Below are 20,018 nucleotides of genomic sequence, written 5' to 3' on the forward strand. Positions count from 1 at the left end.
CTACCAAGAGGCATTGGCCTCGGGCGATGCGAGTGCCGTAGAGGCTGTCCTCGTTGCGCATATGCTTGAGCCGGCACCATCCCTGGGAATGGCGCACGGGAGGGTTCATACGCCGTCATTCGCAGCATTTGTAGGTGTCGATCGTGGCCGACGCCGCTCAGGTCGGGCGCGATCCGCAGGCAATTAGGCGCGCGTGCCGATAGTCCATGCGTGTTTTACCATCGCCCACCGACTATATCGACTCCATGAGGATTAATCGGTGAGCGGCGACACGCCAACAGGCGGCCAGCTCTGCGTCAGGGGAATCCTGCAGCAGATGCTGCGGGGCCTCGCGTACGGCACCGCACTCGTGCTCGATCATGGCCGCTTCGATGGCAACGCGCTCAGATCGGTAACGCTCACCCTCGAGCCCGCGAACGGTGGCGATCATCAGGCCGAAACCGCGAATGAGCGGGTCGTCGAACAGGTAAAGATTCGTACCAATGACGCCGCGTGGACTAGCGGCGAGATCGCAGGCGAGGTTCTTCCCGATTTGCTGCGGGCCGTGAAAGCTGACGCGCTGCCAACGCGCTATCGGTTCGCGACCGACGGGGCGCTCAATTGTGCGACACTGATCGAGCTGAGCCAGCGTCTGCAGGGGCGGCCCGTGCCGACCGACCCGCTTGCGGCGCTCGACGAGACCGATGCCGTTGCCTTCCATTACAGTGGCTGGAAGTCCGAGCGAGCCTTCTTCGCCGCGCTCGCGAAACGCGCCGGCTGCGAGGACCCGCACAAGTTCTGGCGCCTCCTCGCCAACCTCGAGGTCGAAGGCAATCTCAGCCAGGAGAACATGATCGAGCAGATCGACGCGTTCCTCTTCGATATCGTCGATTGCATCGAGGACATCCCCGGGAAGCGCGCGCATCTCATCCTGCTCATGATGGAACTGGCGGCAGGAGGCGCGAGGATCACGGTCGAGGACCTGCTCCAAAGGGCTGACCTGCCGGTCGAACGCGCGCTCCATTATGCCAAGGTGCCGACAGTCACCGGCAAGGCGCTCAACCATGATCTGGCGCTGCTGGGGTATCAGGCCGAGCATGACGTGCGCGAAGCGCCGCGATCGGCTGGTGCCGGTTTGGTGCTGATCGCCGGCGAGAGTGGCTACGGCAAGAGCTGGCGCATGGCTGCGATGCTGAGCAACCTCGATCGTGCCGGCCACCTCGCGATACTGGTTTCCGGCGCTACTTCGGTCGACGCGATCCGTCAGCGGGTGGTCGAACTCGTTTGGCACTCCTCCTTCGACTCCGACCAGAGCGTGCCGGGATTGGCGCGGCGCCTCGGCCACCGGTTCGTCGATGCGGACGGGGCTTGGCTGACGGTCGGCGTCGACGACGTCCAGGATCGCGAGCTCGTGAAGGCGATGCGTGCCGCCAATTGGGCTCAATACGGGATCCGGGTGGTTGCAACCGTCCCGCAGCTGCTCGCCGAGGAGGCCAAGCAGGGACCGCTGCCGCCCGCGATCATACCCGTCGAGCGGTTCAACCTGCCGCAGCTTCGCCGTTTCCTCGATTCGCACGACCGGCGACTTCGCGACCTGCCCGACGACGTCATCGAGCTGCTGCAGACACCAATCTTCGCGGACCTGTACCGCCGTGTCGGTGCGGCGGACTGGGCCCCCGTAGACGAATACGCGCTGATCGACCGCTTCTGGAAGCATACCACCTACCAGACCAAGGGGATGGCGGATTATCAGGACGATGCGCTGGCGCTGGAGCGACTGGCACGCACTCTGCTCGGGAGCCAAGGCAGTTACCCTTGGCCGGTCGAAGCAGCCTATGCCGCCGACCTGAAGCAGGATGCCCGGCAGCGGCTCGTGAAAAGCGGAATCCTTCGCCAAGGCGACAGTGGCATTGTGGTCATCCATGATCGCGTGCTCAACTGGGTCATCGCCCGTGCCGTCGCAGCGGATCTGCGTAACGGCGCGATCGACGCGATCCGGGCCGCCGAACGCCTTTCGAACCTCGAAGATGCGGGTCACGTCGCGGCGGGGTTGTCCTACCGTCTGGGATATGTGCTGCTCGACTTTCTCTGGCTGATCTGTCGGACGGCTGACCCCGATATCGTGGCGGGGTTCATTGTCGCGTGGCTGGCCCGGCCCGAGAACCGATCTAATCAGCGCCGCTTCATCCAGGAGCATCTGGCGGGACTCGGCGCGCCCATCCTGCCGGCATTGGCGCGGCTGGCGCGGCGCTCGGGTGAGAAAGACCGGATCAACGCCCTGCACGCGGCCAAGGCAATCGCCATGATCGGCAATGCCGAGAAGGGAGCGGCGGATGCCACGATCATCGGTCTGTTGGCCGATGACTCTTCCGAACAGGCAATCCGCTCGGGCCTCGTGGCCGCCGCCGACATGCCTCTTCCGGACGTGCTGCAACGGTTGTGGAGCCTTCATCTCGCGCGGCGGGAGGCTTTAGCGGCCGCAGCCGACAAAGCGGCGGTCGACAAGAAGGATAGTGATGAACGCTTCCAGCTGTCCGACCGCGCGCAAACAAGCTTCCGGGCCATCAAATCGGCGGTCATCGCCGCTCCCGCATGGATCGAGGCCCAGCTCGGCCAAACGACCGGCGAATTGCCGGCTATTCTCCTGCTCGAGCTTCTGCTCGAGGTCGAGCACGGCGCCGGTCGCAACATCTGGTCCGCGAGCAAGGCGGCGTTCCTCGCGCGGATCACTCCGGGGAAGAGCATCCTGCCAAAAGCCATCAAGCATTTCGGCGACGCGAGTGAGACCGAACGCCTTGAGCGCGCCAGCGAGAACGCCGAGTATTTTGAGCCCGTCCAGCGCTTCGACGCGCTGATCCGGATCGCGCCCGACCGGGCAGCCGCAGGTGTCGAAGTACTGACGCCGGACCAACTCGGCACCTTTTCGCGTTTCTCGGTTCGAAGGCTGGTCCGCAATGGGGGCGCCGGCGTTCGAGAAGCGCTGCTCGCTCGCCACCCGGCCGGGTGGCAAGGCATGGCCGAATTGGCCAATACCTATTGGTTCGATCGGCTCGCGATCGATACACGGACCTTCGTCGCGATGATCGAAGCGCTCGAGCAGCGTTTGATCGAGCTCGCGGGCAAGTCATGGGAGCCAGGCCGCGATCGGTCGCTGGTGCAATTCCTCGCCGAGACGACACGGCCCGATCTGCTTGCCATTCTCGAAACCTATAGGGGGAGCAACTTCGAGCGGCTTCTGCGCGATCGCGCGATGCGGGGTGACGGACGCAACAGCCTATGCGTCGACACGCATGCCGATCATATCGAGCGGCTGTTGCTCATGATCGGCGGGAAGGGGTTTGGCGACGCGGTGGTCAACGCGATCACGCGCAAGGGCACGATCGCGCGGCGCGACGGATATCAGGCGGCCATCCATCTCCCAGCCGGGACCGCTGCGCCCGCTCTCTCCACAGCCGCCGCAAGCGAGGAACGCCACAAGCAGGAAGGGTACGACCTAACGGTCGCGCTCGCCGCCCATGGTGCGGACGAGGCTCTTTACGCCCTCGTGATGGATACGCAGGCAGCCTATGAGGATGCCATCGACGTGAGGCGCAAGAACGGCCCGTGGTGCGAGGCCGTCGCCGCGCGCATGCGCGCAGATCTCGCCAGCCCGGATGGCTCCACCCGCAGCGGAGCCGCCTGTGCCCTGGCGATGGCGCCCCCCGAAGATGCCGGCGACCTGTTGGCCGACACGCTCGATCGCTGCCCGGACGACGATCCGTCGGCCCTGACGGTCGTTCGCATAAGCAGCTTCCTCGGTCTCTACGCGCCGACAATGCTGCCGAAACTGCGCCGGATGCTGGCTCTGCCGGCGCCGGGGATTCGAGAGGCCGTGCTCCCCTACTTGGCGGAACATGGCGACCAGGCAGCACATGAAGCCGCGCGCGACGCGCTAGCATCCGGCGCGGTCGGCGAGTTTGACCGCGCGACGTTGCGCGCAGGCTATGCCCTGAGCGAACACGAACCCGAAGGCGGGCCGGCCAGCAACCGGCTTCTGCCGTTCGTCGATCGCCACCACGGCATCTATCCGATCGGTGCCATCGCGCGCCGGTTGCACGACAACAAGCTGCTCTCGAACGACGCGATGATCGATCTCGCCTATTCGGCGAAGCGCGTGTCGAGCGACTGCACTTTCTGGCTGATCGACCGGATCAAGGCTTTCGATCCGGAGGAGGCTCTGGCGATCGCCGAGCGTCGCTTCGCCCAGGCGGCCTCGGCCAGCGGGGCCCGCCAGATCCTCGAACTGGCCGCCGATGGCGTCAACCACCTCATCCGGGCCTATCTCGACGATCAACGCCATGAGGTCCGGTGGCTGATCGCCAGGACCCTGCGCTGGCATGGTAATCGAGCGCTCGTCATCGAGCGCCTCAGGCAGCTCGCAGGGCGGAACTCGGTCGCGGCGCGGACCTCGGCGGCGGAGTTGCTAGGCTGGATCCCGGGCCCCGAGAGCGCAGCGCTGCTCGCCGCGCTGGCCGAAGATCCGGTGACTGAGGTGTCCGATGCTGCGCTCGAGGCGGAAACCCGGGCCGAGACGGAGCGATGGGGCCGAGTACTCATCGGCGAGCTCGCCGACGCAGACCATCTCGGGCGCTGGTCCCGCATCTACGCTCTGGTCGACCTGGTCGACCCGTATCTGCTTGAGCTGGACAACGACGGACTGGCGATCGGCGAGATCGTCGAAGGCTTCGATGAGATTTTCGCGATCTGGATCGAGAAGGCCCTGGTCAAGCGCAAGAACGCACTGACCAAGAGGGGGGAGCAGCTCGACCGCCGGTCGTGACGGCTGCGCGGCGCTGGAATTCCGCGTACCTCGGGCGTGACTTTCGCGCCTGCGTTTGGTATGTGACTGGCGGATCGAAGCCGTCGTGCAGGAACGCGCGACAAGAGCAGCCCGCGCTTTCAGCGCGCAGGCAGAACCGCCGAAATGGCGGCCGTTGACCGAACCCGTCTTGGCGGGTGAGGCTCGGTATGCGGCTTGCGAACCTCACCTTTCTCAATCCGCCGCAGAAAGGCTGAGTATGGCAAAGGTTCTTACGTTCAGGGCACCCACGCGTATTCGCCGGGTGCACATCAACAATCGGGAGCGGCACACGGTATTCATCCGCGTGACCAATCGCATGCTGGCGAAAGTGACGCGATGGCAATCGCAATATGCGATCCAGCGCGGCTGCGGGTTTGGCGGGCTGAAAGGCTGGACCGACCGGAGGGCGCATACGGGCGCTTGGTTCAAGGTTCGAATCCGGACGGGCTTGCTGGACCGGTTCCTCCTAGACCTTGAGTTGGTGATGACGGCGCGGACCCTGGAAATATGGGTCGATGACCGGCAGGTCCGAGTGGCCGCCTGATCGATGGTCCGGCGTCGGCCTGCCCGGCGCCGGACATCTCTACACGAGTTTCTCTCCCGCTAGTCATTGCACCCACATTCCGTAGACTGGCGCGGGCCTCTCGTAAGCGGTTTGGCGTGCAGCGCTCTTGGGCGGCTAGCTAGCGGCAGCTTTTCTAGTCCGAATACTCTAAACTGACATTCCGTTTACGGTCCTGAGCTGCTTGGCGGCTCTCAGTGCAACCTGCCGGTCGGGAATGTGTCCTAATCGTTCAGGTTCTGCCAACTCTTTGGCGCTCTTGGAAGCCGTCGCTCATGCAGGAGATGATCCGGTCTTGAGGTGGAGGGGTGATGTTCTACAAATTTGTGGGGGCCGCCGGGGATGCGGTGCTCGATGTGTTCGACAAGGCCGTCGTGCTAGGCTCGATCAAACTGAGCTCAGCGACGACATTCAACGACCCGTTCGAATTCAAATTCACTTCCGTCGCGCCTACCCGCGATATGTTCGACGCGTGGCACCGGACCTGGATGCCGGACTTGACGCCGGAGCAACTGGAGAGCGGCTGGGAGTCGCTGACCGGCGCTCAGTCCTCCTGGAATGCGGGGCTGGTGCCGCGGATGAACCTGCTTCAGGGTCTGTATGTCCTTTGCCTCGCCCGGCGGTGGGACAATCATCTGATGTGGTCGCACTATGCCGACATGCATCGCGGTTTCGCCATCCGCTACAAGCCGGAACTCTTGGCCGCGCTGGAGGCCTTGCCCGACTTCGGGATGCGAGGCGATGTGATTTATAGCGAAACCGTCGCCGAGCTGCGCTGGTGCTCAGCACCACCGCATGAGATCCCACTCCCGGTGATTTTCACCAAATCGCCCGACTGGAAGCATGAGGCCGAGCACCGCGTCGTGCTGTCGGGGCCGGCCGGCAAGGACGCGCTGTACCAGACTGTCGATCCGGACTTAATCGCAGGGGTGGTCCTAGGTGCACGAGTCTCGGAGCCGCTGATCCAGAAAGCGCTCGCGGTCCGTGCGGCCCGCCCCGAATTCACGGTCGATGTGGTCTCGTCCGCACGCGGGACTTACGCGCTGACCGCCGACCGTATCGACGACGATGTGCGCACTATGCGCGGCATTCTCTAGCGTCCGTCAGGACGAGTGCACGATCGCGCCCATACTATCGGATTCGAAGCTCAGCCGGGTCGCCATCGGCTCGTTCAGGCCGATTTCGGTTTGCCACCCTATAGAACTCGTTCGGCGTTGCTTGCGGCAGGGCCGTGGAAGGGGATCGCGGCGGGTGCGGCACATCGTGGACGCGTTTCCCATTGATCGCCTCGATCAAGTGACCATGATGCCGGGGGGACGGCCTGACAGCCGCGAGCGGAGTGATGCCACTTGAAGATGCGCCATGATTGAAACACTGCGCGTGGTGTTCGCCGCATCGTTCGCGCAATTTCTCGAGCGGGAGACGGAGAACATCCTGAATGGCACCGCCGAGCGCAATCTCTGCGCATGCTGGGCGCCTTTGCTGGAACATTCCGCTATCTCGGCTGGCATCCAGGGCTATCGCGCTGACGCCGACTACAACCGTATGCAGGACCGTCGCGTGAAGGTGATGCTCGCCAATGGCCTGGAGGAGGTCCGCATCACTTGCGACCTGATCCTGCACAGCCGCGGTAAAATTCCGGCACGCGACAATCTCATCGCCGTCGAGATGAAGCGCAAGTCGCGGCCGGAGCGCGAAAAAGCGGAAGACCGGTTGCGGCTGCGCACGCTGACGCGTTTATCCTATGACGGCATCTGGTCCGCCGACGGCGTAACGCTTCCCGAATATGTCTGCGGTTACACGCTCGGCTATTATGTCGAGCTCGACATCAATGGGCGCGCCTTCCTCATCGAGGAATATGTCGAGGGCGAGCTGGTCGACAGCCGCAGCCACGCATTCTAGCGCCTGTGGGCGGGCGTGGCGGCGCGCCCGTTCTTCGTGGCCAGTGTCACTACGCTGAGCGTACGAACGACATCGACCGCCTTCTCAGCGCCCTCGGGACACATTACCTATCGGCCAAGCTCGACCGAGGGGCGCGGAGCGGCCAAACGAATGAACGCGTTTGGACAGCGACGCGAAAGCTGACCATTATCGGTATAACGGCTGCCAATGTGTCGTTGGCGCCCGCCATAGTAGTTACCGCCGCGCCGGACAGCGCACCGCCATGGGAATAGCGGACGATGGACTGCTACCGGATCGACGAGAGCGGCTATACCGGCTTTGACCTCCTCAATCGCGAACAGCGCTTTCAGGGCGCCGCGGCGATCGCCATAGAGAACGACGACGCGAAGAGGCTCATTAAGGAACACTTCCCCCGGCTTCAGGCGACCGAACTCAAATATAGTGCCCTATCGCGCCGGGCAGGCAATCATCCTCGGCTGCTGGCGCTCCTTACCGACCTTTTGCGGGATTATAAGAGCGTCACCTATGTCTGCGAGAAGCGTTTCCTCCTGATCTTGATGTTCTGCGACTATGCCGTCGAACCATGGTATTATGAGCGGGGCTTCAACTTCTATGCGGACGGCCAGAACTACGCGATGGCCTCCCTGATAGCGAAAGTCGGCCCGACGCTTTTCGGGGAAGCGGAATTCGAGGCGATGCTGGCCGCCTTCCAGCGGGCGGTGAAGGAAAAGACTCCGAAGGCGCTCGCCGATCTCGTCGCTGGCGTCCGCCGCATACGGTGGCGTGAGTTACCCGAGGCCTTCGGTCCCCTGGCGCGCGATGCCGCGCCGGAATGCCTCACCGCCATCGCAACGCCCGGCGTGGACACGGATATCGCGATTGTGGTGCTCCAGTCGCTGATCTCCCGCATGGAAGCCATGAGCGAAGAACCCTATCGGGTTGAGCACGACAAATCCAAGAACCTCGAGAAATATCATGATCTGCTGCAGCGCCTCATCGCCCACGAAGATTCGATCGAGCTGCGCCAGACCGCGATCGCGAGCTTCAAATTCCCGCTCAAGCTCACTGCAGTGACGCAGGTCGATTCGAAGGCCAGCGCGGCAGTGCAGCTTGCCGATGTTATGGTCGGCGCGGCGCTCGATGCGGCCAACCGGTTCGCCGGGCTAAAGGCGGGGGGGCTCGACCCCGAAGCGGTGATCGCGCTCTACAAGGACGAGCAGTTCATACACTTGATCCCGGACGTCGATTTCGAAGCCCAACGTCAATTCCGACAGGGTACGCAGGCGGCCGAGGTCATCGATTATTTCGCGCAGCATTTTGCGGCCAAGCCCTGACACGCGAGCGCTCGTCTGCTTCTAAACCTTCGTTCCCAGAGAGCCGACCGTCCGCAACGGGCCAACAGCGGTCGCCCCGGTGGGCACAGCCACCGGGGCAGGAGCTCGTATCAGACGGGAGGGCGCAGCTGGACATCCGGGGCAAGCTGAGCGCGTTCTGGCCCGAAGCCGCTCATCTTGCGCGCTTGTGCCACCACATCCGCCCAGTTGGGGCCGCCATAATCGATCAGCTCAATGACCTCCCGGAGCGGGCGCATGTCGGCGCCGCGGCCGTAACGTCTTCCAACCTTGCCATCGGAATGGCCGCAGATGAGGTCGACCATTTCTTCTTTCGCGCGGCCGCGGAGATTGCGGCGGATGGAATGGCGGAATGAGTGGAAGACCTTCTCGTCGTCGGTGATGCCGAGATCCTCGAGATAGCGCGCGAACAAGCGCGAGACGCGGTAGGTTCTTTTGCCGAATTTGTTCGGCGTCAGATCGGGAAACAGCCACTCCTCCCCCTCGGATCGGCGCCGCTCCACATAGTCGAGAAAGCCGGCTTCGATAAGGACCGAGTGAATGGGAATGTCCCGGTCCGAGTTCGATGACTTGAGGCTCTTTTGCGCCTGATCCTGACCGGCGCGTACCTGAGCGCGGTCCCGCTCGACGGCGATGAACCAGATTCCTTGCTCTGATCGAACGTTGATGGGGCGGAGTGTACCGATCTCCTCAAGACGGCAGCCAGTGAACGGTGCGAGCAGGACCATCCAGAACAAGGTCGCCTCGCTGATGCCCGTTGCATCCTTGATGATGAGGTCGTGGAAGATGGCCTTCATGTCCGCTTCGTCGAACGGGAGCCGCTTGTCCTCGCTATCCTCGACCTCGACGAACTTGGCCATCTTGGCGGCGTTGATCTCGAGAGGCACGTTCGACATCTTGTCGATGACATGCTCGGTCACGGACCTGAGCGCCGAAAGCGCTTTGTTGACGGTGGCGGGCGCGAGGGTCGCAAGTCCCTCTTTCGCCGCGATCGCCGCCTGCTCGTCGAGGGGCAGCGCCTTGATGGACTTTTTGGTGCGCCCCGGCAGTTCGAGAAGCTTCTCGCGGAAGTCGCGCACCATCTGCGGGAGGATGTCCCCCAAGTCAATGTCGCCGAACATGGCGACAAAGCGTCGAACCGCGAGATCCCATTCCTGTACGAGCTGAGGGCTGCGGGCGCGGCCCTTGGTATAATCTCGCCAAGCCTCGAAGGCCTGGGTGATAGTAAGGCCAACCTGCACCTCCCGCTGGGCACGCCGGCTCGGCCCATAGGAACTGAGACCGCCGTTGATAACGATCAGAGGCGGGCTGGGAAGCTCAGGTGCCGTCTTAGAGTTCTGCTCCTGCATGAAATCGACGATGCTCTCCATCATCCGGCGCTGAACTGAGTGGGCGATCGCCTTGAACATGTTCTCGGCCCTAATGAGCTGATGGTGTTCGAGAACCTGTCCGGCCGGCCACGCGAAGGCCGTCGCCGGAAGCTGAGCTACAGTTTGCAGGCAGGTGGGCAGAGGGAGACGACGACTCCCCTGGAAGGTGCGAAGCATGATCGGATCGTCGTCCTGACGCCGGATTTCCGGCTCGAAAACATAATCCGGGAGCGGGCCTGATATCTGCCGGTCCGAGGCGACGCGTGTGTAAGATGTTACGTAGCGAGAGCTATACCAGAGCCACGATCCGCCGCGGTCCGTCTCTTGGAGCCACTGCTCTACATAGTGGCGAGCTTGGCCGGTCACCCCGCCGCGTACAAACTCCTTGGCGTGCGCCAGCAGCCGTTCATATGCTGCCGCGGGCTCGGCCATTTTGGAGCGGGCATCGGCCGGATCGCGGGTGCCCAGGCTGACCTTGTACTCGCGCTTCCCGAAGGCGGCCCGAAGCTCTGAAGGGATGACCTTCCGGAAGTAGTAGATGCCGGTGCGAGGGTCTTTGAAGGGTGCTGACATTCTGATCACTTTGTACGCATCCTTTGTACGCAAGGACGGGTAAAGCGATCGTGAAAATGGCAGTTTTGCGGGACTTCCGCCGTTTCCGCCGGTTTTGGTGACCCCTACGGGAATCGAACCCGTGTTTCAGCCGTGAAAGGGCCGCGTCCTAACCGCTAGACGAAGGGGCCGTCCGTGGGTCCGGGCGCCCTATTCGGTCGCGCGGCGGTGGTCAAGTCAGTCGCACCAGGCGGCGTCGTCCAGATGCAGTTCGGCGGCCGGACGGCTGCCCCAGTCGTCGAGCTTGGGCCGGCCGGCGACCCAGAGCTTGCGGTCCTTGGGCGCGGCAAGAAGCGCTTGGCCGAGCTCCGTTTCCGCCGAGCGGAACGCCACCGCTTTCAGGCTCGCGCCGTCATCGCCCGACAGGATGGCGCGGACATGGCCGTTGCCGACCACATCGCATTTGACCACGCGTACTAGGCCGGCAGCGACGCGTGGCGCCGCCCAGCCCATGCCGTAGGGCCCGGCGAGTTCCAGCGCCTCGACAAGGCTGGGCGCTACGCCACGCGGCGCAAGGGCGGCATCGAGCTGGAGTGCGCGCGAGGCGGTCGCCGCGTTCACGCCCTCGGCGAGCCGGTCGTGGAGAAAGGCTTTCAAAGCGTCGATCCGGTCGGCGGCGACGGTGAGGCCCGCCGCCATCGCATGCCCACCGCCGGCGATCAGCAGCCCCTCATCCTTTGCGGCGAGGATGGCGGCGCCGAGATCGACGCCCGGCACCGATCGGCCCGAACCCTTGCCAATGCCGGTCTCGTCCACGCCGATCACGATGGCGGGGCGGTTGAAGCGCTCCTTCAGACGGCCGGCGACGATGCCGATCACGCCGGGATGCCATCCTTCGCCTGCCGCGACATGGATCATCGCGTTCGCGCAGACTCGGCACGCCGCTTCCGCCGCTTCCTGCACTTCGGCCTCGATCGCCCGGCGTTCCTCGTTCAGCCGGTCGAGTTCCTCGGCGATCTGCCGCGCTTCGTCCGCGTCCTCGGTGGTCAGCAGCCGCACGCCGAGATCGGACTTGCCGACCCGCCCGCCGGCATTGATGCGCGGGCCCAGCGCAAAGCCCAGATCGTGGCAGAGCGGGGCGCGAGTGAGCCGCGCCGCCTCGGCCAGTGCGGCGAGGCCGATATTGCGCCGCGCCGCCATTACCTTGAGCCCCTGGGCCACAAAGGCGCGATTAAGGCCTCTCAGCTGAGCCACGTCCGCAACGGTGCCCAGCGCCACCAGATCGAGCAGCTCGATCAGCTTAGGCTCGGGCCGGGCAGCGAACCAGCCCCGCCGCCGCAACTCGCGCAGCAGGGCCGCGCCGAGCAGGAAGGCGACGCCAACCGCCGCCAGATGGCCGTGCGCCGCGCCTTCTTCCTCGTCGAGGCGGTTAGGGTTCACCAGCGCATAAGCGGCGGGCAACTGGGCAGCGCATTTGTGGTGATCGACAACGACCACGTCCGCCCCTGCAGCACGCGCCGTGTCGAGCGCCTCGAAAGCCTGGGCGCCGCAATCGACGGTGACGATCAGCCGCGTGCCGGAGTTCGCAATCCGCACCAGCGCTTCGCCCGATGGCCCATAGCCCTCCATCAGCCGGTCGGGGATGTAGTAAGCGGGCAAGAGGCCGAGCTGGCGCAGCAGTCGGATCAGCAGCGCGGCGGACGTCGCCCCGTCGACATCGTAATCACCGAAGACCGTGACGGGCTCCCGTGCCTGCACAGCGTCGGCCAGCCGTGAAGCGGCCTTGTCCATGTCGCGGAAGATCGACGGATCGGGCATGAAGCCGCGAATGGTGGGCGCGCGATGCGCATCGAGTGCATCGCGCGGGCAGCCGCGGGTCAGAAGAAGCCGGGTGACCAGATCGTCGGGCGAGAAGCTGGCGTCCAGATTGTCCGCTGGAGCGCCCCGCCAATGCCAGGGCTGGCCCAGGATCGAGCGCCTGACCCCCAGCGCCAGCCGCGGTTCCGCCGTCATATAGTTCATGGGTCCGCCCTCTCGACGGCAGCTTTGAATCACCCCTGTGGCAGCTTCAAGGGCGTTCCTTGCTTTGCCCACAGCAAATCGTCTGGCACTGGAGCGCGTGACGGGCGTTGAACTGGCCTCGTTCCCGTAGCTTTGCATGAAGGAGAGTCAGGATGGCGAGCACCGCCCAGAACCAAAGTTCGACCACCAACAGCTCAAACAGCACGATGGGGTCGCTGAAGAACGCGATCGGCAACAATCAGATGGCCAGCAAGGCGACCGAGTTCGCCAAGCAGCGGCCCTGGGCAACCGCTGCCCTGGCAGGCGTGGTCGGCATGGCTCTGCTCAACACGCTTCGCGGTCGGGGCATGGCGCGGGCGCGCTGAGCGTTCACTGATTATCGACAGGTAAGCTCCGAAGAACGCTCCGATTTTGGCTTGCCGGGAATCATCGCCCCGGCTAGCCTTTCGGGCACCAATCGGGGAGCGGGGGCTTACCAATGAAGATTTTGCACGCGCTGGCATTGGCCAGTGTTGCCTTGTCGAGCGCGCCGGCGCTCGGGCAGGAAAAGGCCGCGGTGAAGCCTGGTTTCACCATGCCGGTCGACCGGCCGGTCCGCATCCTCGTCTTCCGGCCCGACGTGAAGGTCGGTTCGCAATCGGCGGGCGGCGTCGTCACGCCCAACGCCGAGTGGACGGCCAACGCGCGCAAGCACCTCGCCGACGCTCTGGTGTTGGCCAAGCCCGGCGGCGCGAGTGAAGTCGTATTCATGCCCGAACTCGATGGCGAGAACGCGACTCTGCTCAATGAATATCGTTCGCTGTTCAAGGGCGTGGCCGCAACCGTGCTGCAGCACCGGCTGTTCAAGGGCGACCGGCTGCCGACCAAGATCACCGGCTTCGAATATACGCTGGGATCGGGTACCGCGAAGCTCGGTGAGATTGGCGGCGGCGATTACGGCCTCTTCGTCGTCACCAACGACGCGTTCGGCGACTCCGGCCGCAAGGCGCTGCAGGTGTTCGGGCTGCTGATGAGCGCCGCGACCGGCTTTGGCGGTATGGTCAGCTCCGGCATCCATGCCGGCTATGCCGGGCTGGTCGATCTGCGCACCGGCGACCTCGTCTGGCTCAATGCCGATCTGAAGATGGGCGGCGACGTGCGTGATGCGGAGGGCGCGACCAAGCGCGTCGTCCAGCTGCTCGAAGACTTTCCGCAGCCGGGCGCTTCGGCAGCGTCGGCCCGCACCGCGGCGAAGTAATGCGCCGTGCCGTGCTGGCTGCGGCCGCCGCGGTGACCCTGACCGGCACCGCGCCAGCCGCCGAAACTGTGCCGACCGGCTCTCCGGCTGCTGCTGGCTATCAGCCGCTCGGAGCTGACGAGCAGGGACTCTGGGACGCCTTCGAAGAAGCCGAACGTGAGCTCAAGGCATCGAAGCTGATCCTGCGCGACGAAGCGCTGCTTGGCTATTTGCGGCAGGTGCTCTGCCGGGTGGCGCCCGAAGGGCCGTGCAAGACGATCCGCATCTATGTCGTCCGCGATCCGCGCTTCAATGCCAGCATGACCGCCAACGGCATGATGCTGATCAACAGCGGGCTGCTGCTGCGCATTCGTAGCGAGGCGGAACTTGCCGCGATCCTTGGGCATGAAGTTGCGCATTTTGAGCGGCGCCACTCGCTCGCGCTCTTGAAAAAGGCGCGCTCGGCGACGGGCTTGGCGGCGTTTCTCGGCGCAGCCGGCGGCCTGCCGCTGCAGCTGGCGCTGATCGGCAGCGTCTTCAGCTTCTCACAGGATCAGGAGCGCGACGCCGACATGGACGGGTTGAAGGTGATGCGAGCCGCCGGCTACCGCACCCGCTCGGCCGGCGAGGTGTGGAGTCATCTCCGCGCAGAGATGGACGCCACGGCCGCGGCGCGCAACGTCCGCAGCCGCAAGGACAAGCGCGGCATGTTCGAAACGCATCCCGCGACGGCCGAGCGGCTCGCCTATTTGACCAGCAGCGCCGCGTCCGATCCGGAAGGTTCTGCCGGTGTCGCCGAATACGGCGCGGCCATCTCGCCGCTCTGGCCGACGCTGATCGACGATCAGGTGAAGCTCAATGACTTTGGCGGCAGCGAATATCTGCTCACGGGCTTGGCGAGCGGGGGCTGGACCGGGCCGCTTCTCTACGCGCGCGGCGAACTGCACCGGTATCGGGGACACGGCGACGACTTCACCAAGGCAGCCGCCTTCTATCGCGAAGCGATCGACAAGCCCGATGCGCCGTCCGCGGCTTGGCGAGGGCTCGGGCTGGCGCTTGCCCGCACGGGCGACGCGGCGGGCTCTCGCGCCGCCATCGACGAATATCTGAAACGCAATCCGCAGGCATCGGACAAGGCGATGCTCGCCATGATCAGTGGGGGATCACAATGAAGAAGCTCATCCTTGGCCTGGCGCTCGCCAGCCTCGCCGCCTCGGCCAGCGCGAAATGGACTTTGCTGCCGGAAACCATGCCGGTCGCGGTCGCCAAGAGCCAGATGAAGGTCGTGCCCGGAGCCGGATGGAATAGCTGGTCCTTCCGTCCAGGCAAAAAGGCAGAGCTGTGGAGCTATGACGGGCCGGTGTTGAACCAGATCGAGTTCATCGGCGGCATTGCCGCCGGCGAGCCGCTCGCCAAGGAGCGCAACAAGAAGGACAAGCCGCTCCCGAAGTTCAACCCGAAGATGCTGCCGACCGACATCGCGCAAGTCTATGAGCAGACCCAGCGGATCATCACCCGGTCGCCGGACTTCACGGTCGATTCCATGGAGCCGGTGACCTTTGCCGGGCATCAGGGCGTCAAGTTCACCTTCCACTTCACCAAGCCGGAAGAGGAACTCACCCGCAAGGGCGAGGCGCGGGGCGCGATCATCGGCGGCAAGCTGTATCTGATCAGCTACATGGCGCCCGCCTTGCACTATTTCGACGCGCACCTGCCCAAGGCGCAGGCGATCATGGACAGCGCCAAGGTGAACTGACTTCCGCCTTGCCGCTGGCGCCGCTATGGCGCGGGCTTGCAAGGTATGGACGTGATCACATGGCGAAGACGATTCAGTTGAAACTGACCGAGGATGAGGCTGAGATCCTGGTCGATGCGCTCGAAACCGATATAGAGGGCTATGTCGAGGCGGCCAAGGATGCACGCGCCAATGGCAAGCGCGCTGACGTCCAGACTTTTGAGGAAGCAGCGAGCCGCATCGCGGCGGTACGGGACCGAATCCGCGCGCTGATCGACTGAAAACCGCCTCGCTCCCCGCCTTGATCGACGCTAGAACGGGTGAGGAAGGGGATTGATGAAGCCACTCGGCGCCTTGCTCGGCAACGCAGCCCTTCGGCCGGTCCTGGTCATCTGGGGCTTCGGCTATCTGCTGGTCGATATCTTCGTCTATTTGATGGGGCGAATGCCGCTCGGCGTCAGTAGCGTCGCGTCAATTCCACTGTTCATTCTCGGCGTTACCTACACTCTGTTGCTGGAGTGGACGCGTCAGCGACTGCGGGACCGGCCGAGCTGGATTCGCTGGGGTGGCCTCGGTGCTGCGCTGATGCTTGCGACTGCGGTGCACTCGTTCTTCGACCTATACTATTTCAAGTGGCTCGCCATTGCCGTCGTGCCCGACTGGCAGCGCTGGGCGATGGATATCACGCCCGAGCGAATCTTCACCGTCGGCCTGCTCTATCTCTGGACCTTCTGTCTCGCGCTGACTCTCCTCTGGGCGGCAGGCGTCGGCGGTGCAGCCGAAAGGGCAGCCGCGCGCGCGACGCTCTTCAAGGCCGAGAAGCAACGCGCCGAGGCGGCGGCACTGCGCTTGCAGCTCAACCCCCATTTCCTGTTCAACACACTGAACAGCATTTCCAGTCTCGTGACTTTGGATCGCAAGGCCGAAGCCGAGACGATGATCGACCAGCTCGCCGGCTTCCTGCGGGCGTCGCTCGAGTCCGACCCGATGGCCGACGTGCCGCTGGCACGCGAGCTCGACACGATTGAGGCCTATCTCGGCATTGAAGCCGCGCGCTTTGGCGAGCGCCTGAGCATCGAGGTGGACGTCGCCGATGCGGCGATGGCCGCGATGGTGCCGAACTTCATCCTTCAGCCGCTGGTGGAGAATGCGATCAAGCACGGTGTCGCCGCGCAGCGCGGCGAGGCGACCCTGCGTGTCTCGGCTGTGGCGGAGGGCGAGGAGCTCGTGCTGAGCGTGGTGAACCGCGCCACGACCGGGGATTCGCCCGACCCGGCGGGCGCAGGCGGGCATGGACGAAAGGGCATCGGGCTGATGAACATTCGCCAGCGCTTGCGTATCAGCTATGGGGAGCGGGCAAGCCTCGACACGCGCGCGGTTGACGACGGCTTTGTCGCGACAATCCGTTTGCCGTTGCAGCTGAGCCGCATCGATCGAGCGGCCGCATAGCTGGAACTTCGCCGACCGCTCTTGTAGGCCCCCTCGCGATGGGGCGATCGGGGACGCATGAGCAGCGATAGCGAGACCGAAGCCTTCATTCGCGCGGCGTTCGGCTCGGTCTGGGCATTGGAGCTGCTGCTGATCCTGCGCGAGGCACCGGATCGGGACTGGACGAGAGCCGAGCTTATCGCATCATTGAGGGCCAGCGATCATGTCCTGTCGCGAAGCCTTGCCGATCTTCGCGCGATGGAACTGGTCCAGGAAGAGGGCGACAACGTGCGCTATGCTCCAGGCGCGCCACACGAGGTGCAGCTTGGGAGAGCCGTGGCATTGTACGAGTCTCGGCCGACATTCGTGCGCCGGCTCATCGTCGGCGGTCCGCAGGACTCCGTCGAGCGCTTCGCCGACGCATTCAAGTTCCGGCGGGATTGAGGGGGGAGGGGTATGACTGATCAGTGGTTTCCCGGCATCGTCTACACGCTCTGCTTCCTGACCAGCGCGGCTTGCACATGGCTGCTGCTGCGCGCCTATTTGGCGTCTAGAAGCGGCCTGCTGTTCTGGAGCGCAGGCTGCTTCCTCCTGCTGGCGCTGAACAACCTGATCGTCATCTTCGACCTGCTGATCGTGCGGTCTGCCGACCTGCTGCCCTGGCGCGTGGCGGCGTCGCTTGCCGCCGTCTGCCTGTTGCTGTTCGGTTTCATCTGGCGCGGGGAAGAGGCATGAGCGAGCAGCTGTACGCTTTCCTGGCTGGCGCGATCACCATGGGCTTTCTGGTCGCCGGCCTGTTCTTCGCCCGTTTCTGGCGGCGGACCGGCGACGGTCTTTTCCTAGCCTTCGCCGCCGCCTTCGCCCTGCTCGGTCTCACCCAGGCTCTGCTGGTGCTGACCAACATTCCGGTGGAGGAGCGCAGCCCGCTCTACCTCATCCGGCTGGTCGCCTTCCTGCTGATCATCGTCGCGATCGTCCGCAAGAACGCCAAAGCCTAGCCAGCGGTGCAGCGTGTGATAGCGGCGCGCAGCTGATCGATGGTGAAGGGCTTGGTCAGCACTTCGACATCCTTCGGCCGATTGCCGATCGAGTCCGGATCGGCATAGCCGGTGATCAGCAGACCGCGCAGGTTCGGCGCATGCGCGCGCGCCAGGCCCATCACTTCAGAGCCGGAAATAGCCGGCATCGCATAGTCGCTGATCAGCAGATCGAAGGCGCTGGCGCAGTTTTTCAGCCGCTTTACGACTGTCGTGCCGTCGCGGATCGAGACGACTTCATGCCCCAGCTCCTCGAGCATGGCCGCCGTCATCGCCCGCACGCCTTCATGATCGTCGACCAGGAGGATGCGCAAAGCTGCGCCGCGCTCCGCCTCGCCGGAGTTCTCGCCGATGCCGGGCAGCAGGTCGGACCCGAACGGGGCGCGGGGCAGCCACAAGGTGACGGAGGTGCCGCGCCCCACTGCGCTTTCGATCTCGACCGCTCCGCCCGATTGGCGCGCAAAGCCATAGACCATCGACAGGCCAAGGCCGGTGCCCTTGCCTGCGGGCTTGGTGGTGAAGAACGGCTCCATCACCTTTTCGAGCATCGCGGGCGCAATACCTTCGCCGGTGTCGCTGACCGACAAGGTCACATAGTCGCCTGGCGCGAGCGCGAGCGGCTCGCCGGCGCGGACTTGGCGGTTCTCAGCAGTGATGCTGATGGTCCCCCCATCGGGCATGGCGTCCCGCGCATTGATGACGAGGTTCATCAGCGCCAGCTCCAGCTGCGTCTCGTCGGCGAAGGCCGGCCAGCCTCGATCCATGCCGTTCCAATGGATCTCGACTAACCCGCCCAGCGTGTGGGCCAGCAGGTCGTCCAGCCTATGGGACAGGTCCTTGAGCGCGATCGGGGCCGGCTGCAGCTTTTGCCGCCGCGCAAAGGCGAGCAGGCGGCGGACCAGTTCCGCCCCCTGCTCGGCGGCGTGGCGGGTCATGCCGAGGATCTTCTTTTGATCCTCCGCCAATGTGATCCGCCGCTCGATCAGGCCGATGCCGCCCAACACGGCGGCGAGCAGATTGTTGAAGTCGTGGGCGATGCCGCCGGTCAGCTTGCCGATCGCGTCCATCTTGTGCGCCTGAAGCAGCTGCATTTCCAACGCCTTGCGCTCGGTCACGTCGAGCAGGGTGCCGGCGAACTTGCCTGGCCCGCCGTCCGGATCCGGAAGCAGGACCGCCTGGTCCAGGAAATGCTTGTAGCTGCCGTCGCCTGCCTGCCAGCGATATTCGATCGAGAAGCGGCCCGTGCGGCGGCGCTCCTCCAATGCCGCCAGGACGTAGTCGCGGTCCTCAGGGTGCAGGCGGTCCTGCCAGATCGTTGGATTCGCGGCGATATCGTCGAAGCTGAAACCCGTGATCGCCACCAGGTCGCCGCTGACGAAAGCAGGCCAGCGGGGGCTCCGATCGAACGGCTCCAGATAGAGCACGATCGGCAGCGAGTTGATGATCGCCGCCTGGCGCTGTTCGGCCGCCCGCAACTCCTGTTCTGCGCGAATAAGTTCGGCGGTGGTCTTCAGATTGGCTTCGAGCAGTTCCTCCTGCTCGCGTGCCTTCCGCTGGATTTCCCCACGCATGCGGTAAAGATCGACGAACACGGCGACTTTGGAGCGGAGCACCAGCGGCTCGACCGGCTTGAACACGTAATCGACCGCGCCCATCGAATAGCCGCGGATCAGGTGCTCGGCTTCCTTGTTGACCGCCGACAGGAAGACGATCGGTATGCGCTTGGACTGTTCGCGGCCGCGGATGATCTGCGCGACTTCATAGCCGTCCATACCCGGCATGTAGACGTCGAGCAGGATGACGGCGAACTCGTCCTTGAGGAGGTGCCGCAGCGCTTCCTCGCCGGACCGCGCCACAACGATATCGGCGACATCTTCCAGCACGGTCTCAATCGCCAGAAGATTGCGCTCGTCGTCGTCGACGACGAGCACGCGCGCCCGATCCGGCTCCGATAGAGCAGTGGAGCGCAATAACGCCGTATCGGGCACAACTTCCATCACGATCGTGTTCTGCGTTTCCACTC

The 20,018-nt window shown here is 64.5% G+C and carries 17 protein-coding genes and 1 tRNA gene; 14 read left to right on the plus strand and 4 right to left on the minus strand.

What is annotated here, in order from left to right:
• Positions 1-259 precede the first annotated feature (259 nt).
• The 5 genes from VGT77_RS06090 (at position 260) to VGT77_RS06110 (ending at position 8,617) form a co-directional block, all read left to right on the plus strand.
• Complete coding sequence (locus VGT77_RS06090) at positions 260-4,798, plus strand: HEAT repeat domain-containing protein (RefSeq protein WP_327460600.1); 4,539 nt, start codon at positions 260-262, stop codon at positions 4,796-4,798.
• Between the two features lie 238 nt (positions 4,799-5,036).
• On the plus strand, positions 5,037-5,363 hold the full coding sequence (locus VGT77_RS06095; protein ID WP_327460602.1) for a hypothetical protein: 327 nt from the start codon (positions 5,037-5,039) through the stop codon (positions 5,361-5,363).
• 329 nt (positions 5,364-5,692) lie between these two features.
• The gene (locus VGT77_RS06100; RefSeq protein ID WP_327460604.1) at positions 5,693-6,478 is read left to right on the plus strand and encodes a DUF2971 domain-containing protein; all 786 of its coding nucleotides are present in this window, start codon (positions 5,693-5,695) and stop codon (positions 6,476-6,478) included.
• 265 nt (positions 6,479-6,743) lie between these two features.
• A complete protein-coding gene (locus tag VGT77_RS06105) occupies positions 6,744-7,283 on the plus strand; it encodes a hypothetical protein (RefSeq protein WP_327460606.1) in 540 nt (179 codons plus the stop codon).
• A gap of 278 nt (positions 7,284-7,561) precedes the next feature.
• A complete protein-coding gene (locus tag VGT77_RS06110) occupies positions 7,562-8,617 on the plus strand; it encodes a DUF3800 domain-containing protein (RefSeq protein ID WP_327460608.1) in 1,056 nt (351 codons plus the stop codon).
• Positions 8,618-8,727: 110 nt separating this feature from the next.
• Here VGT77_RS06110 and VGT77_RS06115 read toward each other — a convergent pair whose 3' ends face one another.
• From VGT77_RS06115 to recJ, 3 genes are all read right to left on the minus strand, one after another.
• Positions 8,728-10,578, minus strand: coding sequence for a site-specific integrase (locus VGT77_RS06115; protein WP_327460610.1), 1,851 nt, complete (start codon positions 10,576-10,578; stop codon positions 8,728-8,730).
• Positions 10,579-10,673: 95 nt separating this feature from the next.
• Positions 10,674-10,748: transfer RNA gene (locus VGT77_RS06120), tRNA-Glu, on the minus strand.
• A 46-nt stretch (positions 10,749-10,794) separates the two neighbouring features.
• A complete protein-coding gene (recJ, locus tag VGT77_RS06125) occupies positions 10,795-12,570 on the minus strand; it encodes a single-stranded-DNA-specific exonuclease RecJ (RefSeq protein WP_327460911.1) in 1,776 nt (591 codons plus the stop codon).
• 161 nt (positions 12,571-12,731) lie between these two features.
• Between recJ and VGT77_RS06130 the strand changes: the two genes are divergently transcribed.
• The 9 genes from VGT77_RS06130 (at position 12,732) to VGT77_RS06170 (ending at position 17,956) form a co-directional block, all read left to right on the plus strand.
• Complete coding sequence (locus VGT77_RS06130) at positions 12,732-12,944, plus strand: hypothetical protein (RefSeq protein WP_327460612.1); 213 nt, start codon at positions 12,732-12,734, stop codon at positions 12,942-12,944.
• 113 nt (positions 12,945-13,057) lie between these two features.
• Positions 13,058-13,816 carry a hypothetical protein gene (locus tag VGT77_RS06135; RefSeq protein ID WP_327460613.1) on the plus strand — a complete coding sequence of 253 codons (759 nt, stop codon included), beginning with the start codon at positions 13,058-13,060 and terminating at the stop codon, positions 13,814-13,816.
• Positions 13,816-14,967: a M48 family metallopeptidase gene (locus VGT77_RS06140; RefSeq protein WP_327460615.1), complete on the plus strand. Its 1,152-nt coding sequence runs from the start codon at positions 13,816-13,818 to the stop codon at positions 14,965-14,967. The genes VGT77_RS06135 and VGT77_RS06140 overlap by 1 nt, the downstream gene beginning before the upstream one ends.
• Positions 14,964-15,551, plus strand: a complete 588-nt coding sequence (locus VGT77_RS06145) for a hypothetical protein (protein ID WP_327460617.1) — start codon at positions 14,964-14,966, stop codon at positions 15,549-15,551. The genes VGT77_RS06140 and VGT77_RS06145 overlap by 4 nt, the downstream gene beginning before the upstream one ends.
• A 59-nt stretch (positions 15,552-15,610) precedes the next feature.
• Positions 15,611-15,811, plus strand: coding sequence for a hypothetical protein (locus VGT77_RS06150; RefSeq protein ID WP_327460618.1), 201 nt, complete (start codon positions 15,611-15,613; stop codon positions 15,809-15,811).
• Between the two features lie 55 nt (positions 15,812-15,866).
• Positions 15,867-16,979, plus strand: coding sequence for a sensor histidine kinase (locus VGT77_RS06155; protein WP_327460620.1), 1,113 nt, complete (start codon positions 15,867-15,869; stop codon positions 16,977-16,979).
• Between the two features lie 57 nt (positions 16,980-17,036).
• Positions 17,037-17,402, plus strand: coding sequence for a hypothetical protein (locus VGT77_RS06160; protein ID WP_327460622.1), 366 nt, complete (start codon positions 17,037-17,039; stop codon positions 17,400-17,402).
• A 12-nt stretch (positions 17,403-17,414) separates the two neighbouring features.
• A complete protein-coding gene (locus VGT77_RS06165) occupies positions 17,415-17,693 on the plus strand; it encodes a DUF5985 family protein (RefSeq protein ID WP_327460624.1) in 279 nt (92 codons plus the stop codon).
• Entirely contained in the window at positions 17,690-17,956 is a 267-nt protein-coding gene (locus VGT77_RS06170) for a DUF5985 family protein (protein ID WP_327460626.1), read from the plus strand. Before VGT77_RS06165 ends, VGT77_RS06170 begins: the two co-directional genes overlap by 4 nt.
• On the opposite strand, the gene VGT77_RS06175 is transcribed toward VGT77_RS06170, so the two are convergent.
• Positions 17,953-20,016 carry a response regulator gene (locus VGT77_RS06175; protein ID WP_327460628.1) on the minus strand — a complete coding sequence of 688 codons (2,064 nt, stop codon included), beginning with the start codon at positions 20,014-20,016 and terminating at the stop codon, positions 17,953-17,955. The genes VGT77_RS06170 and VGT77_RS06175 overlap by 4 nt on opposite strands.
• Positions 20,017-20,018: the final 2 nt, after the last annotated feature.

Source organism: Sphingomonas sp. (assembly GCF_035944535.1).
GTDB lineage: Bacteria > Pseudomonadota > Alphaproteobacteria > Sphingomonadales > Sphingomonadaceae > Sphingomonas_B.

What these genes read in the sequence shown, in the direction of transcription:
- VGT77_RS06095 (WP_327460602.1), top strand. Translation starts at nt 5,037, where the DNA reads ATGGCAAAGGTTCTTACGTTCAGGGCACCCACGCGTATTCGCCGGGTG.
- VGT77_RS06100 (WP_327460604.1), top strand. Translation starts at nt 5,693, where the DNA reads ATGTTCTACAAATTTGTGGGGGCCGCCGGGGATGCGGTGCTCGATGTG.
- VGT77_RS06105 (WP_327460606.1), top strand. Translation starts at nt 6,744, where the DNA reads ATGATTGAAACACTGCGCGTGGTGTTCGCCGCATCGTTCGCGCAATTT.
- VGT77_RS06110 (WP_327460608.1), top strand. Translation starts at nt 7,562, where the DNA reads ATGGACTGCTACCGGATCGACGAGAGCGGCTATACCGGCTTTGACCTC.
- VGT77_RS06115 (WP_327460610.1), bottom strand. Translation starts at nt 10,578, where the DNA reads ATGTCAGCACCCTTCAAAGACCCTCGCACCGGCATCTACTACTTCCGG.
- recJ (WP_327460911.1), bottom strand. Translation starts at nt 12,570, where the DNA reads ATGACGGCGGAACCGCGGCTGGCGCTGGGGGTCAGGCGCTCGATCCTG.
- VGT77_RS06130 (WP_327460612.1), top strand. Translation starts at nt 12,732, where the DNA reads ATGGCGAGCACCGCCCAGAACCAAAGTTCGACCACCAACAGCTCAAAC.
- VGT77_RS06135 (WP_327460613.1), top strand. Translation starts at nt 13,058, where the DNA reads ATGAAGATTTTGCACGCGCTGGCATTGGCCAGTGTTGCCTTGTCGAGC.
- VGT77_RS06140 (WP_327460615.1), top strand. Translation starts at nt 13,816, where the DNA reads ATGCGCCGTGCCGTGCTGGCTGCGGCCGCCGCGGTGACCCTGACCGGC.
- VGT77_RS06145 (WP_327460617.1), top strand. Translation starts at nt 14,964, where the DNA reads ATGAAGAAGCTCATCCTTGGCCTGGCGCTCGCCAGCCTCGCCGCCTCG.
- VGT77_RS06150 (WP_327460618.1), top strand. Translation starts at nt 15,611, where the DNA reads ATGGCGAAGACGATTCAGTTGAAACTGACCGAGGATGAGGCTGAGATC.
- VGT77_RS06155 (WP_327460620.1), top strand. Translation starts at nt 15,867, where the DNA reads ATGAAGCCACTCGGCGCCTTGCTCGGCAACGCAGCCCTTCGGCCGGTC.
- VGT77_RS06160 (WP_327460622.1), top strand. Translation starts at nt 17,037, where the DNA reads ATGAGCAGCGATAGCGAGACCGAAGCCTTCATTCGCGCGGCGTTCGGC.
- VGT77_RS06165 (WP_327460624.1), top strand. Translation starts at nt 17,415, where the DNA reads ATGACTGATCAGTGGTTTCCCGGCATCGTCTACACGCTCTGCTTCCTG.
- VGT77_RS06170 (WP_327460626.1), top strand. Translation starts at nt 17,690, where the DNA reads ATGAGCGAGCAGCTGTACGCTTTCCTGGCTGGCGCGATCACCATGGGC.